Source organism: Marinobacter sp. 2_MG-2023 (assembly GCF_030546935.1).
In the GTDB taxonomy this organism is placed as follows: Bacteria; Pseudomonadota; Gammaproteobacteria; order Pseudomonadales; family Oleiphilaceae; genus Marinobacter.
This window is the reverse complement of the sequence record NZ_JAUOPH010000005.1, coordinates 241,084-257,205: the sequence shown is the minus strand read 5'-3', so window position 1 is coordinate 257,205 and position 16,122 is coordinate 241,084. Positions and strand designations below refer to the sequence as shown.

Here is a 16,122-nt window from a genome sequence, read left to right as displayed (position 1 = left end):
GAGGCTGTTACTCTACGACCAGGTCACCCAGGTACGGAAAGTTCATCACGTTCAGAATCGGCTCAATTTTTACGTTCTTCTTGCTGGCCCAGGCAAGGTCTTGCCAGTGCAGCGGAACGAAAGCGGCGTCATCGTAGAGGCGTTTTTCAACGTCTTGCAGCATGGCAGCGCGCTTATCCAGATCCGTCTCAACGTTGGCCTTTTCAACCAGTGCGTCGATTTCCGGGTTGCAGTAGTTACCTGCGTTGTACTGGCCTGAGCCACTGCCTGCCTCGGTGCAGAAGGTCAGGAATTCATAGAAGTTGGCAGAATCCTCGGTATCCGCGTGCCAGCCGATCAGCATCATATCGGCAGAGCGGTCATCGTATTCCGGCCAGTACTGGGCTTTCGGCAGGGTTTTCAGATCCACTTTGATGTTGATGCGGGCCAGCATGGCCGCTGCAGCCTGTGCAATCTTGTCATCGTTCACGTAGCGGTTGTTAGGAGCCATCATGGTGATAGTAAAGCCATCCTCGTAACCAGCCTCTTTCATCAGCTGTTGGGCTTTTTCTACGTCATAGCGTGGTTTCAGGGATTCGTTGTGACCCTGGTAGCCGGCTGGCGAGAGTTGGGCTGCCGGTGTGGCAAAACCTTTCATGATCTTGGCAGCAATGCCTTCCTGATTGATGGCATAGGCAACCGCCTGACGAACCTTCGGATCTTTGAAGGCTTCAACACGCTCCTGGTTCATGTGAAACAGGATAATGCGAGTGCCGCTCATGGTGACCAGGTCGGAATTCTTGTCACGCTTGATGCGATCAAGGTCTGTGGGTGGCACAGGCGCGATGAAGTCCACACCGCCGGACAACAGCGCTGAAACCCGGGTGTTGTTTTCCTTGATTGGAGTCATCACGATTTTCTTCACATTGCCCGGGGATTCCTCATCCCAGTAATCTGCGAAGCGCTCAAACTCCATACGCACGCCCTGCTGGCGCGATTTGACCATGAAGGGGCCAGTTCCAGACAGGTTATCGGAAGCGAACGAGTTGCCGTGTTTGAGAATGGCGCCTTTTTGTTTGCCGTCCTCTGTTTCGCCAGAATAAAACTCGCTGTCCAGCGGGAAGATGTAGGTAGCGGTATTGAGCAGCAGCGGGAATGGCTCGCTTGTCACCAGCTCAAAGGTGTAATCGTCAATGACATTAATGCCACTGAACGGCTTGAAGATGGCCTTGAAGTCCTGGCTTTCTTTCAATCGATCGTAAGTGAACTTCACATCTTTGGCAGTGAGCTCGTTACCGGAGTGAAACTTCACCCCTTCACGCAGCTTGAAACGCATGGTTTTGTCATCCACACGGCTCCAGCTTTCAGCCAGACGAGCCTCAAAACCGAGATCTTTTGTCCAGCGCACCAGCGGATCAAACGTCATATGAGACAACTGCAGAATGCCGCCAGAGAGCTGCTCATGAATATCGAGGGTAACCGGATCGGCGTCGTACGCCATTTTAAGTTCTTTTGTTGCCTCGGCAGACAGAGCAACAGGAGCCGTGGCCAGAGCCATGGTTCCGACTAAAGCTGCAAGTAGTTTTTTCATTGCGTTTTCCGTCGTTGTTTTACGAATTTTTATGGCAAACCGGGGCGAAGGCGCCCCAGACGTATGCAATAGAAACTAGTCGCGGAAACTACTTACGGCAATCGAAATTACAACTTACGGCTATTCGCGAACTGAATGACGGCTTGCACAAGCAGCCGTTATCCAGGGTTAAAGACGAAAGACAAGAGGCAATATAAGTGCGGTAAAAACGCCCGTCAGCCCCATCCCCAGGGAGGCAAATGCTCCTGCTGTATGGCTGATTTCAAACGCTCTGGCAGTGCCAATCGCATGGCCATTGAGACCAAGAGCAAAACCGAGAATGCGTTCATCTTCAACCGGTAACCACTTTGCCAGCAGATCAACAAACAGCGTTGCAACCACGCCGGTAATCAGCAACCCGCCCATCATCAGCGGGACAGATCCACCCAACTGCTCAGTTATGCCTATAGCTATCGGGGCTGTAACAGACTTGGGTGCAAGTGACGCCAGAACCTCCGGGGTAGCGCCCAACGCCCAGGCAATAACCACGGCATAAACCGCCGCCATTGTGGCCGCCAGCGGCAGTGTGACTACAATCGGAACCCACATGGCGCGGATATGATGAATCTGCTGATACAGCGGAATCCCCAAAGCCACTGTGGCGGGGCCAAGTAACACGGTTATCCACAGAGAGCCCTCCTGATAGCGAACGTAATCCATCGGCAGAACAGCAATCACGAACGCCAGGATCACCGCGGCGAGCACCACCGGTGGCATCCACAAGGGCCTGCCAATGCGAACAAACAGCCAGTTACCGGCGAAAAATGCGCTCAGGGTCAGCCCGATTGCAAATATCGGGCTGCCAGACAAAACCTCAGGCATAGCAATAAAACGTTCAGCCAGCTCAGTCATTCGCCTGGCTCCGCACAGACAAACGACCCATATGCTTCATCAATAACAAAGTGCTCAGAACACTCAGAAAGGTACCGAGCAGCAAGGCTGCAGTAACCGCCAGCCATTGTCCGGAAAACTGCGATGCCATAAAAAACACCCCGACCACACCTGGCATGATCAGCAACACCAGCACAGAAATCAGAGCCTGGCTGGACGACGCCAGTGCATCGCTTACCCGACCTCGCAGCATCAGCGTGAGCGTCATCAAAATCATACCCAGCACACCGCCGCTGACCGGTATCAGAAACGCCAGACGCAAAGCTTCACCAAAAAGAAAAAACAGAACCAGAATAAGAAAACCGCGCAACATCGACATGCTGTCATGCTCACTCAGCAGAGAATTACATTACACTAGCGCAAACCAACACCTTGATACCAATGCAGGACCGCCATGGCGCTCAAAGCAACAATCTTTAAAGCCACGCTCAATATTGCCGACATGGACAGGCATTATTATGCAGACCACCAGCTCACGATAGCCCAGCACCCGTCAGAAAACGACGAGCGCATGATGATTCGCATTCTGGCCTTTGCATTGAATGCCCGTGAGGGGCTGGAGTTTACCAAGGGCCTGAGCACCGACGACGAACCCGAACTGTGGCAAAAAAGCCTGAGCGACGAGATTGAGTTGTGGATCGAGCTGGGCTTGCCCGACGAAAGCCGCCTGCGAAAAGCCTGCAGCCGCGCAAAGCAGGTCATCCTTTATGCCTACGGAGCTCGGGCCGTGCCGGTATGGATGGCGAAGCACCAGAACAAGCTGAGCCGCTTCCGCAATCTCACAATTATTGAGCTGCCAAGCGAATCAACGGAAGCACTCGCGGGGTTGGTAGAGCGTAACATGAACTTCCAGATAACCATCCAGGATGGAGAAGTGTCCTTCAGCAATGAAGGCGCACTGGTGAGCATCACCCCGGAACCCCTTTTTCCATAAGAATGGCTGGCCCAGCAACAGATCCGGGGCTGGACACTACTCGCTCACGCACGTAAGATTGCGCACTCGAAATTGACGCTTCGCCGTCACACTCGAATGCGCCCGTAGCTCAGCTGGATAGAGTACTGCCCTCCGAAGGCAGGGGTCACAGGTTCGAATCCTGTCGGGCGCGCCATATTTTTCAAGGCCTTACGTGAGAGCGTGGGGCCTTTTTATTTGGCTGTGCCCAAATGGTGCCTTGACAGTGCCGAAGGTTTTTTCGCATATCGGTAGCCCCCTAACCGCAAGACTCCTGCCTAGCTTTTCACTTCAGCCTATTCGGGCACAGCGCAACTACCACATATTGTCCTTCGTTTGGGATAGGAAGAGTGGCACTCAGAGCCTAATGGACGAGGTAGCTTCCGAACCTTACCATAAGCCGAATGCGAATAATGTAGTGGTTCAATGATTCCGGACACCAACGTAGGTGGTAAGGTCGCCACCATAAACGAGGTGTCTGATGACCAGAAAGCGACGTTCTTTTTCTCCTGAGTTCAAACAGGAAGCAGCCAGCTTGGTGCTGGATCAAGGTCACACGATTCCCCAAGCGAGCGTGTCCCTGGGGATTGGTGCAAGCGCTATCCGGCGCTGGGTTAACCAACTGACCGAGGAGCGTGACGGTGTCACCCTGAAGGGCAAGGCATTAACCCCGGAACAGCGCCGTATCCAGGAGCTGGAAGCCCGCTGCAAGCGCCTTGAACAGGAAAAAGACATACTAAAAAAGGCTACCGCTCTCTTGATGTCGGACGACATGAATCGTACGCGCTGATAGACCAGTTGAGTGAGCAAATGTCTGTTGAAATGGTCTGCAATGCGTTTGATATCAGCCGTTCCGGCTATTACGAGTACCGCCAACGGCGGAAGCACGTGGATGTTGAGCGTCTGGCCCTTAGGGCTCAGGTAATCCGGCTATTTACCAAGAGCCGCAGCTCTGCCGGCAGCCGCACAATCAAAGGCTTGCTCAGCGAGGAAGGTGTTGTCGTCGGTCGCTTCAAAGTTCGACGTCTTATGAGCGAACTGGGCCTGATCTGTAAGCAGCCAGGCCCTCACGCATATATGCAGGCCACCGTTGAGCGACCGGATATCCCGAATCACCTGGATCGTGAGTTTGCGGTAGAGCAGCCCGACCAAGTCTGGCGTGGTGACATTCCTTACATCTGGAGCGGCCAGCGATGGGGCTATCTGGCTGTGGTACTGGATCTGTACGCCCGGCGAGTTGTTGGCTGGGCAATGTCATCCAGTCCGGATGCAGACTTGGTTGTCAAAGCTCTGGACCACGCCTGGGAACAACGTGGTCAGCCAGAGAAAGTCATGTTCCACTCGGATCAGGGAAGTCAGTATGCCAGTCGCAAGTTCCGTCAGAAGCTCTGGCGCTATCGAATGACCCAAAGCATGAGCCGACGTGGTAACTGCTGGGATAACGCACCGATGGAGAGGCTGCTCCGGAGCCTGAAATCTGAATGGATACCGGCCCTGGGATATCGGAACCTGCCCGAGGCGAAAGAAGATGTGGGCGGCTATCTGATGGACTACTACAACCGGCAACGACCTCACGCATTCAACGACGGCATTTCGCCCGTTGCGGCTGAGGAAAACCTTAAAATACTGTCCGGGATTAATTGACCACTATAAAAGCCTCAACCTACATAAACATGAAAAATCATACTTAAAAATTCCAGATATACTAAAAATCTGAAATTCAACACACTCACAAGAAAAATCGAGGGGGCAACCACGTTGCCCCCCCTCAATGCAGATCAACTATCGAAATCAAAGTCAGGCACACTTGGAGGGGTCGCAACTGCCCCAACTGTCGTACTTTTCTTTTCACTATCTACATATAGCCTAGCAACATCGGGTCTTGCGTAATGCCCTACACAATCGATCATCTGTTTAGCCTTTACAATCAGGCCAGTATCGACCTCACCGTAACAAATTCCTTCTTCGTTTATTACAGGCTCTGAAACAGGTTCACCAAATGGGTCGTAAATTGCTGCTATGCCGCCGCCGACAGAAAAGCTCCCCTCCAACTCCGGGCAAATACTTGTATAGTAGTCCACCTCCTCCTGGCCGACAGTTGATGATGAGGCAATAACAAATGTCTGCCCTTCGAAAGCAACAAACCTGCAAACTGTATCTACAGTCTTAGTTCTATCTCTTGGCTGACTCTTAAAGTTTGAACCCGGCCAGTTTGCTACATAAAGCTCTACCCCTTGGCTGTACAGAGCATATCTAGAGAGCGCCATTGAGTTCTCATAACAAATCAGCCCACCCAATTGCCCTAGAGATGTGGGCATCGTAAACAAATCACTACCATCACCACGACCCCAAACTGTTCTTTCTTCTCCCGTTGGCACTAGCTTTCTTCTTACGCCAATTATAGACCCTTCATCATTAATAAAAACCTGGCTGTTATAAATCGTCTTACCACTAATTTCATTAATTCCGATAACAACAAATATATTTTTAATTTTCGCCTGATAACATATTCTTTTTATATACTCACTATCAATCGACACTGAATTTTCATATAACTTACTATACAACTCAAGCTTTTTCATACTACTTAACTCCATCCATACCCACCACGGATATAGAGGAAGAAATGTTTCAGGAAAAACCACCATCCTTGCGCCATTATCAGAAGACTCTTCAATAATACGACAACACTTATCAACCGTAGCTGATATATCAAACATTGCAGGCGAAGCAACAACTGATGCGATTTTAAATTTCATTTTCCTGACCTCCAGAAATAGATGCTTTCGCAAGCGACTTATCAAAATCGCCAGCGATCGCTTTCTCAATTAGAGAATGATAAGCAACAGAATGTTTATTTCTGTCATACCTCTCGAACTGTGCAAAACCAAAAAATACTAAAGCCTGTGCAAGCAAAGCATACACACCACTATGCACACCGAAGGGGCTAGATGTTACATAAGTGAAAATAACCAAAACAAACACACCAGCAATTACGCTCCAGGTAGCTGAAAGTGAACCAGCCTTTTTATAAAATAGCGCTCCCGTCAATGGTAAGAACAAAAGAGCTGCAGAAGTAAATGCAATCATTGACAGCTTTAGTATTGAACCTTCTGAAGTAAATGTCCAAATGACCGATATCGCCATGAGTATCACGGTAGATATCCTGCCAACCAGCATTTGGCTGCGCTCACTGCTGTCTTTATCAACTAAAGAAAGCCAGATATCTTTAGTAAATACCGTTCCCATCGCCATGTTTTGAGAATCGATTGTACTCATGGCTGCAGCAAAGGCACAAACAATCAACACTACGGCAAGCACAGGTGAATACTCAAGAAGTAAAAGAGGGAATATTTGATCTACCTTTTCAATATCCGGCAAAATCATCTTACCTAGCAAGGCTATTATCAAAATTGGCACAAACCCCCAACTTGCAAATGCTATATGTCCTACTGTTACTGTTTTAAAGACATTCATATTTTTAGCCATGTAGAATCTCGTCCACAAATGCGGAAGACAAATTCCGGCAAAAACATATATAGCAAAATATCCGAACCAATTTGCAGGTGTAAAGTATCCAGACTCACCTGGAAACTCCAAAAATTTTGGATAACTTGTATCAACTGACACGAAAAGCTCTTTTAAACTTTCGAAACCTGTAATCCCGCTTTTCACCATCCAAAACGCAACAATCCATGTAAAGCCCATATAGAAAAATCCTTGCAATGCATCTTTCCAAGCTACAGCTTTTATACCTCCAAAAACGCTGAAAAGAGTAACCAATGCAATCATTGTAGTCACTCCCAACCAAAATGAGCTACCAATAGCCTCAAATGCAAGCCCGGCACCTAGAAGCTGAATACCTATATACGGAAAAAGCAAATATATGTTTAAAATTGCGGAAACAGTTTTTATTGATTTACTTTGATAATAATGCCCTAGCAAATCTCCGGGCGTAGTATATTTGAAAACCTTACCTAACAACCACATCCTTCTACCGTAAACATAGAAAAGCAGACCCAGAACTATATTCAACATAAAGAAAGTTGCAAAACCAGACCCATGCTTATAGAATGCCCCGGGCGCCCCCAGGAGAAACCACATACTAAACCACGATGCACCTATGGTTAGAAATAGAACAACCCCACCAAAATCACGCCCTCCCATGTAGAAACTTTCAACGGATTTTCTATTTGTTCTTTTATAAGCAATATAGAAAATTGAAAGATAGACCAAACTAGATATAACCAAACCAGCCAGAACCATAAGAGCTATATCCATCAGATCAGCCCCCTTATACCGTTTCCTTCTGCATATTCCATCGCAACGAACTCATCTACATCATGTGATTTTGAACCAAAAATCGCAAAAAATATCAAATATAGTGTTATTAAAAAATTCCAGCCCCATATCCAAGCAAGGTTAAATGGAATACCTAAAACGTATGGCTCTAGCGTATTTAATGATGGTATGAATTGACCTGCATTTACTACGATAAACCAGGCACTAATGATCCAAAACATATATTTTTTCATCACGTTCCTCTCCTGTTCAATAAAATATTAAAATTTATTGGATTATTTATTGAATTATTTATTGATTTTAATTATTAGTCAAAAGTCTTTTTACCTATGAGATAACTCCTTTCAAGCGCAGTGAATCAATGAATTCTTTTCGTTCGGGCAGAATATTCGACAAAACAGAAAACGTGTGCTCACCAAGTGAGGGTGGTGGCAATTCTGCATTTAGGTGTTTATCGTCAAATCGGACAGGGTTACTCACCAAACTCATAGCTCCTACATCCGGGTGCTCCATGTGCAATTTCATGTTTCGGTGTTGCACTTGGGGATCGGCGAAAACCTCTGCGATGCTATTGATAGGCCCGCATGGAACGCCCTCACACTCAAGCATCTCTAACCAATACTCTGACGGTCGTTCCCGGATCAAGTTTTTGAGCTGAGGTATTAGCAGCTCACAATTCCGTACTCTTTTGCTGTTGGTTGAAAACCGCTCGTCCAAGGCTAACTGAGGCGCTCCCGCAACTTTGCAAAAACGCTTAAATTGGGCGTCGTTCCCGACAGCTAGAATTATATTGCCGTTTGTAGTGGCAAAAGCTTGATAAGGCACGATGTTCGGATGAGCGTTACCAAGTCGCACAGGAGACTTGTTAGATGTCAGATAATTCAATGCCTGGTTTGCCAGCATGCTAACTTGAACATCCATCAAAGCCACATCAATCCATGCTCCCTTACCGGTTCGACTGCGGCCAATCAAAGCGGAAAGAATAGAAGTAGCTGCGTACATACCGGAAAATAGATCAACAACTGCAACCCCCACTTTCATCGGGCCGCCGCCAGGCTCTGTATCTGGTCTTCCAGTAATATCCATCAACCCGCCCATTCCCTGAAGCAGGAAGTCATATCCGGCCCTTTTTGCATAAGGGCCGTTCTGTCCAAACCCGGTAATCGAGCAGTAAATCAGGTCTGGCTTCACTTCAGTCAAGCTTTCATAATCTAAACCGTAACGCTTAAGGCCTCCGACCTTGAAGTTTTCCAAAACAACATCACAAACCCCAACCAGCTCTCGGATTAGCTCCTGGCCCTCTGGCAACGAAATATCTACCCCAATCGACCGTTTGCCCCTATTTGCTGACAAGTAATAAGCCGCTTGTTGTGTTCCGGTAAGGTAAGGTGGGCCCCAGCCACGAGTGTCATCACCGCTCTGAGGATGCTCAACCTTAATCACTTCAGCACCAAGATCTGCCAGGTGCTGGCTACACCATGGTCCAGCCAATATTCGCGAAAGATCAAGTACTCGTATTCCCTCTAAGGGTTTTTCCATTACAACTCTCCTAAGCGGACTTTACGTCCGCGGTCGTGCTCGTCTGTTGATCAGAAAAACGCTTGAATACCTGTCTGGGCGCGCCCAAGGATAAGGGCATGCACGTCATGAGTACCCTCGTAGGTGTTAACAGTTTCCAGGTTGACCATGTGGCGCATCACAGCAAATTCATCAGAGATGCCATTGCCTCCGTGCATGTCTCGGGAAATTCGAGCAATTTCCAGAGCCTTACCACAGTTGTTACGCTTGATCAGCGAAACCATCTCCGGAGCCCAGCTGCCACTGTCCATCAGGCGACCAACCTGCAACGCGGCGGTCAAACCGAGCGTAATATCAGTTTGCATGTTGGCGAGCTTAAGCTGCACTAACTGAGTAGCGGCCAGCGGGCGGCCAAACTGCTTACGATCCAGCGTGTATTGACGAGCGGCATGCCAGCAGAATTCAGCAGCACCAATGGAACCCCAAGCAATGCCGAAACGGGCCTTATTAAGACAACCGAAAGGCCCAGCCAAGCCACTGACGTTTGGCAACAGATTTTCTTCAGGTACAAAAACCTCATCGAGCACAATTTCGCCGGTGATTGACGCCCTTAAACTAAGCTTTCCCTCGATTTTGGGTGTAGAGAAACCTTTCGCTCCACGCTCAACAAGAAAACCTCGGATCTTGCCTTCATGTGCTTCCGACTTCGCCCACACAATAGCTATGTCAGCAATCGGACTATTGGTGATCCACATTTTTGCACCGCTCAGCAAATACCCACCATCAACTTTTTTGGCACGAGTAATCATTGAGCCAGGGTCAGAACCATGGTCTGGTTCAGTCAATCCGAAACAGCCAACCAACTCGCCACTCGCTAAGCGTGGCAAATACTTATGCTTCTGCTCTTCAGAACCGTAGGCTTCGATGGGGTGCATAACCAGGGATGACTGAACGCTCATGGCTGAGCGATAGCCAGAGTCCACCCGCTCTACTTCGCGGGCAATTAGACCGTAAGCGACATGGCTTAGACCGGCACCTCCATATTCCTCGGCGACAGTTGCGCCTAACAAGCCCATATCACCCATTTCCGTCAGTATTTCGCGATCAAACCTCTCTTCACGATACGCACTCAATACACGCGGCTGCAGCTTTTGCTGGCTGTAGGCTCGGGCAGCCTCACAAATCTGGCGCTCTTCGGAGCTCAATTGCTGATTTAAAAATAGTGGGTCTTCCCAACTAAAAGCTGATAAATCCGACACCTTTCACCTCCAAAATTAGAATGTTGACACCTTCACCAAACGTTGACGTTACGTTAATCGGCGAAATCCAATTATTATATTTATACGAATAAATAATATAATTCAACTAGCTCGTAAAAAAAATAGCCGTGTGGCAAAATAGCGCTCCAATGACATGCAGTGAGGCCAGATGAACAATAAGAATCTACGAATCCCCAAGCGGATAAAGCGATCTGACCAAATTGTTGAATCGGTCAAACGCTGGGTGGCGCTAAACAAAGTTCAGCCAGGCGATAGACTTCCGAATGAACGGGAATTGATGGAGCAGTTTGAGTGTTCCAAGGGTACAGTGCGGGAGGCGCTAAAATCTCTTGAGGTTCAGGGACTGATCTCTGTTCGCACAGGCCCTAACGGGGGCGCCATACTTGAGCGAGTCCCTTATGACAAAGCCAGTGAATTACTGCGCAACTTCTTGCACTTTGACCAACCGACAGGGCCTGAAATCTACGCTCTCAGGACATTGGTTGAGCCGGAGATTGCAGCGCTGGCCACAGCCCGCGTGACTGAAGCTGATCTAGAGGACCTTGACGCACTTGTCAAACGGTGTGAGGTCGCCCCGAAAACCTTTGAAGAGCGCATTGAGCAGCGGATTGCCGAACTCGATTTTCATATCCTTCTTGCTCAGCGATGTGACAACCCTATGCTGGCCTTCATTGGTCGCTTCTTAAACGACATGCTCCGAGACTTGCTTATTTTCAAAAAATCGGCCCTACCGGAGCAGCTCGAATTTTCCGCTGCCAATTGCAACTATCACAAGCAGCTACTTGAAGCTATACGTGCCCGTAATGTGTCTGGCGCCCGTAAACTCATGCATGAGCACATGAAATCAGCTGAACATTTCAACCACGAACTTGAAGGACAGCTTAGCCAACATTTTCTTGGTGCAACCAATAGCTAATCAGCCTTTTTCCTAAAGTTGACTTCACCCCTCTGTCTCTCGTGCGGATCATTCGGCGTTCCCCCGGTAGCCAAGAGTCACCCCACCTAGAACGGAGGCCATTTCAAAGGCCTTCTCGCAAACGCTACTAAAGAGAATAGAGCGCCCCCCGTCTCCACAGGCGATTTTAAAGCAGTTAACAACTTCCGATCCTTAGCGGTAGTTCTCGTTCGCATCATTGGACTATTGAACCGCTCAATGTAGTTGTAACCACCCCCAAAATCGGGTGTGCATAACTAGAGACTGTCCATCCAAAATCGACAAGAAATCCCATTCAGGGCACCACTACGCCAACAACATTTCCAGTCACTAGCGTATAATTTGTCCGATTGCGGACAGTCGGAACCAAACAGAATTGAATCTGTTACTCAACGTAAAATATGTAAGTAATCTCAGGGAAATAGACATTAGGCAGAGGTCAGTCTGGTAATTTTCGGACACAAGCAACCAGACATCTATGTGCCCAGAATCGGCTTCGACCGTGTAGATAACGGTTTTAAAAGGGGTTTTCGAAAAGACTAACTAAGCCTCTAAGTGCTTGAGAAGCCGGACATTAACCCGACTCACACCACTCTAAACCGAGCCAAAATAGTGCCCTCCGAAGGCAGGGGTCACAGGTTCGAATCCTGTCGGGCGCGCCATATTTTTCAAGGCCTTACGTGAGAGCGTGGGGCCTTTTTTAGTTTTGTGCCGTGCAAGCTCTGACGGGACCTATTCAACGACTGACGAAAATCTTAAAAAATAATCCCGGCACTTTCATGCCGGGATTGAAAAACGAAAACACTTCGCATTGTCCAACGCAAATTAGGCCTTAAATGCATCATTTCCCGCTTTCCAGCTCATTACGACTCTCACCACTCGGCAACAATCTTGCCAAAATGACTGCCACTTTCCTGGAGCCGGAAAGCTTCCGCCAATTGTTCGAAACGAAAGCTTTGATAGATCACTGGGCGTAGTTCGTTTTGCTCGAGAGCCGCGACGTACTCCTGCTGCTGGCGACGATTTCCAACAACCAGGCCTTGAAGCCGGGCTTGCTTCGCCATGAGTAATCCCGTGGGCACCTGGCCTTCACGCCCGGTTAAAACACCAATAAGAGCAACATGCCCACCGACGCAAACCGCCTGTATAGACTGACTTAACGTGCCCGGACCGCCCACCTCAACAACATGATCAACCCCTCGCCCTTGGGTTAGGGCGAGAACCTGGTTAGCCCAGTCGGGATAACGTCGGTAGTTGATAGTGGAATCCGCTCCGAGTGCACGGGCTCTTTCTAACTTTTCGTCTGAGGATGAAGTAATGAAAACTTTGGCACCCATCGCTTTGGCTATTTGCAAAGCAGCGATTGAAACCCCGCCCGTGCCAAGGAGCAAAACGCTCTGCCCCGCCTTCAGGCTCCCTTCTGTTATCAGCGCCCGCCATGCTGTCAGACCAGCCGTGGTGATTGTCGCTGCTTCTGCATGACTCCAGCCAGCTGGGGCACGAGTGAAATTGGTGGCCGCCTGGACCGAGTACTCCGCAGCAAAGCCGTCAATTCCGTCGCCAGGGGTCCCCCGGAAGTTTCCTACGCCATCAAAGGCTTGACCATCCTGCCATTGCGGAAAAAACCCGGAAACAACATGATCTCCCACCTCAAACTCTGCAACCCCCTCACCAACAGCTTCAACAACCCCCGCTCCGTCAGACATTAGAAGGCGCCCATCCTCCGTCGGGATACTGCCATTGGCGACCAGCAAGTCATGGTAATTTAAAGAGGTGGCATGAATTGCCACCCGTATCTGCCCAGGCCCGGGTTGCCCGGGATCTGGGGATTCCCTCACTTCCAATGCATCAAGCCCGCCCGGGGCACGCAGATTTATTGTTTTCATATACCCTCTGTAGTGGTTCAGTGGTTACCGCCACTTATTAATAAATTCCACAGTCGCAGGATTGATATACTGCGGATCAGATGCGCTCAGGAAATGCTGACCGCCATCAACGATTTTTAACTGCGCGTCTGCTGACTGACTAAATCGCCGAATCCCATCTTCAGCATTGGCGACCGAGTACACCGTATCAGCGGTACCGTGCATCCAGAGAACAGGACAGGTGACACTGCCGAGGCGTGCGTGCAGACTGTCTCGGTCACGAAGATTAATGGAAGCTGTACGCAAGCGTTCACGCCCCGCATCCCCTTTGTAGTTCCGTCGGTACTCATCAAGCCAGAATGCGCGATCCTCTGGGGTCACCGTATCGCCCAGCCCCGCGTCGAGAACGCCCACAACGAATTCTTCCGGTACCGTCCAGTCATCAGTAACAGGTTCTGCTAGAGCATCGATGGCGGGGGTACAAAAATCTATACCGTCCCAACAACCCAACTTACGGCTAAGCTGACTCTCATTATCCATCGATGTGCCGAGCGGAATGATCCCCTTGATCCGGTCCGGAGCAAGCATCGCTGTCTGCGTCACAATCCAACCGCCCTGCGACGTCCCTAGAGCAAATGCTTCAGCGATACCAAGGGCATCGAGCACTTGAATATTCGCAATGGCGCTGTCCCAATACGTGAATTGTCGATATTTCGGATAGGTTTTGCCATGGCCATAAGGTTCAATGGCAAGAAGATTGGCCACCTTCATCAGCTTTGGGTCTGCAAATTGTGGCCTGAACAACTCCGCTGACGTCGTGAACGAATTGTTCATGATAAGCGTTGGTAACGACGGATCGTACGACTTACCAAACCTGTAGCCAACTTTCGAGCCGCCCAGATGGGCAATATCAACTGTTTTTATAATTTCAGTCATTTGTCATTCCTTTTTTTGTCGGTTTTGGACTCTGACATCGAGACTCTTAGCGTAAGTCAAACCTGATGCATGCCTTGCAACGACGAGGGGCTGGCAACCCGATTCAGGCTCGCCTTAACCTTCTCGCGGGTGTTCGGTAAAAAACGCCCCCTCCACTTCATACACGTGCAATCCTCCTTCCGTGAGATTGCACATGCTACTTCAGAGACGTCATCCTCCAAGCGTGTTTAATTACCTCATACTTGGAGGTAGTTTTTGACTTGTCTTCCCATTGAATAAGTGAATGTGACATCCCCATAGAGCACCGATGGTGTACTAAGAGGCGATACGGGAGCCAAGCTGGCGGCCGGGTGGCCGCTAGGGAAGTTGAACGAAATATCGTCAACTTTTGCTTCGTAAAGGTCGGCCACAAAGGGGAGCGGAAGTTCTATTAATTCACTTATGGCTGCACTGCCGCCTTCGGGGCGCGGAAACTCACGATGGGCATAATAGTTGAGATGCCCCCCAAGAGTACCAGCCGGAGTGTCAGTAACGGTTGCGCGTGCAGTGATGACATCCTTACCGTCGACCGCGAGCGTAGACACAAGGCGTCCGTCGACGGTCTCGGCTCGTCTTACCCCGTGCATAGCCGGAATTCCCGCCGCCTCGCGTGCGTATGCCAGGACACGTGGAGAGCTATTCCAGTAGTATGCGAAAAATCGACCCGGAATTGGGAGCGTACCCTCAGCCGCCAGGCTATCGTGACCCTCGACCTCAACCGTTAGATATGTCAAAGAAAAAGCCCCAAACCCACTGGTGTTACTGGCCTCGATTTCATACATATTCATCTGGACCATGTTATTGGGATGAGGCTTTAAGCCTTCAGGAAGCACTGCCTTGAGAGCCTCCGGATTGGCTTCATAACCAACAATCAGCATTCTAGCCCCACGGATAAGTTGCGGCGTTGGAGGTGTCCATACGGACGCAGGCATACCGCGATATGGCTTGCTTGTCTCAAACATTACTCTCTCCTTTTGCAGCTTGAATAAACGCACTTTCCCAAAGCTGTACAGTTTCCCGGGGGTTTTCAATCATCGGGTAATGTCCAGCCTTATCAATACCCAGTAACGTACCCTCACGCAGTAAAGCTGCAGTGTCTGAAAGGTATTGAGCCGTCACGAACGGATCACTGTCACCGTAAGCAAGAGAGACAGGAGCAGAACAGTTTTTTAGCGTTTTGAAAAAATCCGCCTTAGTCCAGTTCGCAAGATAAGCTTCCCACACAGACTGATTCATCGTCGCTCGCGTGTTTCCGACGATGGTGTCCAATTGTTCTGTGGTCAAGTGAGGTGCGAGACCCTTTAATACAGGGCCCGGATCTTCCCATGCTGATCTAAAAGAATCATAGGTCGCCTCATCCAGCGGAGTTCCCTGAGGAGATACGGGAGTCAGCGCTACGACGGCGGAGACTCGTTCCGGCGCAAGAGTTGCCACTCGCAACGCCGCTGCCCCACCCATTGAATGGCCGAGAATATTGAAGTGATCCCACCCCAGCGAATCTGCGGCAGCAAGCGCTGACGCTGCCATTCCTTCCATTCCTTCGGCGGAGGGGACTGAGCGATTGGAGCCATACCCGGGGAAATCGAAGTAGGCGTAGGTGAAACGTGTATCGTCGACCAACGCACGGGTATCGAGCCAGACATTGCTGTCCAGCGCCCACCCGTGTAACACAAGGACGCGTTGCGCCCCTGAACCTTCTATTGCTGCGATGCCGTTCATTGGTGGCTTTCCTCTTGTTCTTGTGATTATTGTTTCTGAGGTTTGCTTTTATCCTCGGTTCACTGAATGCGATGTGT

15 protein-coding genes and 1 tRNA gene are annotated in these 16,122 nt (G+C 49.6%); 4 read left to right on the top strand and 12 right to left on the bottom strand.

The window, feature by feature from the left end:
* Positions 1–7 precede the first annotated feature (7 nt).
* From Q4501_RS14960 to Q4501_RS14950, 3 genes are all read right to left on the bottom strand, one after another.
* Positions 8–1,570: an ABC transporter substrate-binding protein gene (locus tag Q4501_RS14960; protein ID WP_303597064.1), complete on the bottom strand. Its 1,563-nt coding sequence runs from the start codon at positions 1,568–1,570 to the stop codon at positions 8–10.
* 168 nt (positions 1,571–1,738) lie between these two features.
* Positions 1,739–2,461 carry an LrgB family protein gene (locus Q4501_RS14955; RefSeq protein WP_303597063.1) on the bottom strand — a complete coding sequence of 241 codons (723 nt, stop codon included), beginning with the start codon at positions 2,459–2,461 and terminating at the stop codon, positions 1,739–1,741.
* Positions 2,454–2,819, bottom strand: a complete 366-nt coding sequence (locus Q4501_RS14950; RefSeq protein ID WP_303597062.1) for a CidA/LrgA family protein — start codon at positions 2,817–2,819, stop codon at positions 2,454–2,456. Before Q4501_RS14950 ends, Q4501_RS14955 begins: the two co-directional genes overlap by 8 nt.
* 75 nt (positions 2,820–2,894) lie before the next feature.
* On the opposite strand from Q4501_RS14950, the gene Q4501_RS14945 reads away from it, so the two are divergent.
* The 3 genes from Q4501_RS14945 to Q4501_RS14935 all read left to right on the top strand — a co-directional run bounded on the left by Q4501_RS14945 (position 2,895) and on the right by Q4501_RS14935 (position 5,096).
* On the top strand, positions 2,895–3,434 hold the full coding sequence (locus Q4501_RS14945; RefSeq protein ID WP_303597061.1) for a YaeQ family protein: 540 nt from the start codon (positions 2,895–2,897) through the stop codon (positions 3,432–3,434).
* 98 nt (positions 3,435–3,532) lie between these two features.
* Positions 3,533–3,609: transfer RNA gene (locus Q4501_RS14940), tRNA-Arg, on the top strand.
* 324 nt (positions 3,610–3,933) lie between these two features.
* A protein-coding gene (locus Q4501_RS14935; RefSeq protein ID WP_303597060.1) for an IS3 family transposase occupies positions 3,934–5,096 on the top strand; the annotation gives its coding sequence in 2 pieces (ribosomal slippage) (positions 3,934–4,189 and positions 4,189–5,096; 1,164 coding nt in all).
* 134 nt (positions 5,097–5,230) lie between these two features.
* Here the strand turns inward: Q4501_RS14935 and Q4501_RS14930 are convergent.
* The 5 genes from Q4501_RS14930 to Q4501_RS14910 all read right to left on the bottom strand — a co-directional run bounded on the left by Q4501_RS14930 (position 5,231) and on the right by Q4501_RS14910 (position 10,531).
* Positions 5,231–6,211: a carbon-nitrogen hydrolase family protein gene (locus Q4501_RS14930; RefSeq protein WP_303597059.1), complete on the bottom strand. Its 981-nt coding sequence runs from the start codon at positions 6,209–6,211 to the stop codon at positions 5,231–5,233.
* Complete coding sequence (locus Q4501_RS14925) at positions 6,201–7,733, bottom strand: sodium:solute symporter family protein (RefSeq protein ID WP_303597058.1); 1,533 nt, start codon at positions 7,731–7,733, stop codon at positions 6,201–6,203. Before Q4501_RS14925 ends, Q4501_RS14930 begins: the two co-directional genes overlap by 11 nt.
* On the bottom strand, positions 7,733–7,987 hold the full coding sequence (locus Q4501_RS14920) for a hypothetical protein (protein WP_303597057.1): 255 nt from the start codon (positions 7,985–7,987) through the stop codon (positions 7,733–7,735). The genes Q4501_RS14925 and Q4501_RS14920 overlap by 1 nt, the downstream gene beginning before the upstream one ends.
* A gap of 94 nt (positions 7,988–8,081) precedes the next feature.
* A complete protein-coding gene (locus Q4501_RS14915; protein WP_303597056.1) occupies positions 8,082–9,293 on the bottom strand; it encodes a CaiB/BaiF CoA-transferase family protein in 1,212 nt (403 codons plus the stop codon).
* A gap of 50 nt (positions 9,294–9,343) precedes the next feature.
* A complete protein-coding gene (locus tag Q4501_RS14910; protein WP_303597055.1) occupies positions 9,344–10,531 on the bottom strand; it encodes an acyl-CoA dehydrogenase in 1,188 nt (395 codons plus the stop codon).
* A 169-nt stretch (positions 10,532–10,700) separates the two neighbouring features.
* Here Q4501_RS14910 and Q4501_RS14905 point away from each other — a divergent pair, with 169 nt between their 5' ends.
* A complete protein-coding gene (locus Q4501_RS14905; RefSeq protein WP_303597054.1) occupies positions 10,701–11,468 on the top strand; it encodes a FadR/GntR family transcriptional regulator in 768 nt (255 codons plus the stop codon).
* Between the two features lie 890 nt (positions 11,469–12,358).
* Here the strand turns inward: Q4501_RS14905 and Q4501_RS14900 are convergent.
* The 4 genes from Q4501_RS14900 to Q4501_RS14885 all read right to left on the bottom strand — a co-directional run bounded on the left by Q4501_RS14900 (position 12,359) and on the right by Q4501_RS14885 (position 16,045).
* On the bottom strand, positions 12,359–13,372 hold the full coding sequence (locus Q4501_RS14900) for an NAD(P)-dependent alcohol dehydrogenase (protein ID WP_303597053.1): 1,014 nt from the start codon (positions 13,370–13,372) through the stop codon (positions 12,359–12,361).
* Between the two features lie 24 nt (positions 13,373–13,396).
* Positions 13,397–14,287, bottom strand: a complete 891-nt coding sequence (locus tag Q4501_RS14895) for an alpha/beta fold hydrolase (protein WP_303597052.1) — start codon at positions 14,285–14,287, stop codon at positions 13,397–13,399.
* A 236-nt stretch (positions 14,288–14,523) separates the two neighbouring features.
* Positions 14,524–15,288 carry an acetoacetate decarboxylase family protein gene (locus Q4501_RS14890; protein ID WP_303597051.1) on the bottom strand — a complete coding sequence of 255 codons (765 nt, stop codon included), beginning with the start codon at positions 15,286–15,288 and terminating at the stop codon, positions 14,524–14,526.
* Positions 15,281–16,045 (bottom strand): alpha/beta fold hydrolase, encoded by a 765-nt coding sequence (locus Q4501_RS14885; RefSeq protein WP_303597050.1) that lies wholly within the window; start codon positions 16,043–16,045, stop codon positions 15,281–15,283. Before Q4501_RS14885 ends, Q4501_RS14890 begins: the two co-directional genes overlap by 8 nt.
* Positions 16,046–16,122: the final 77 nt, after the last annotated feature.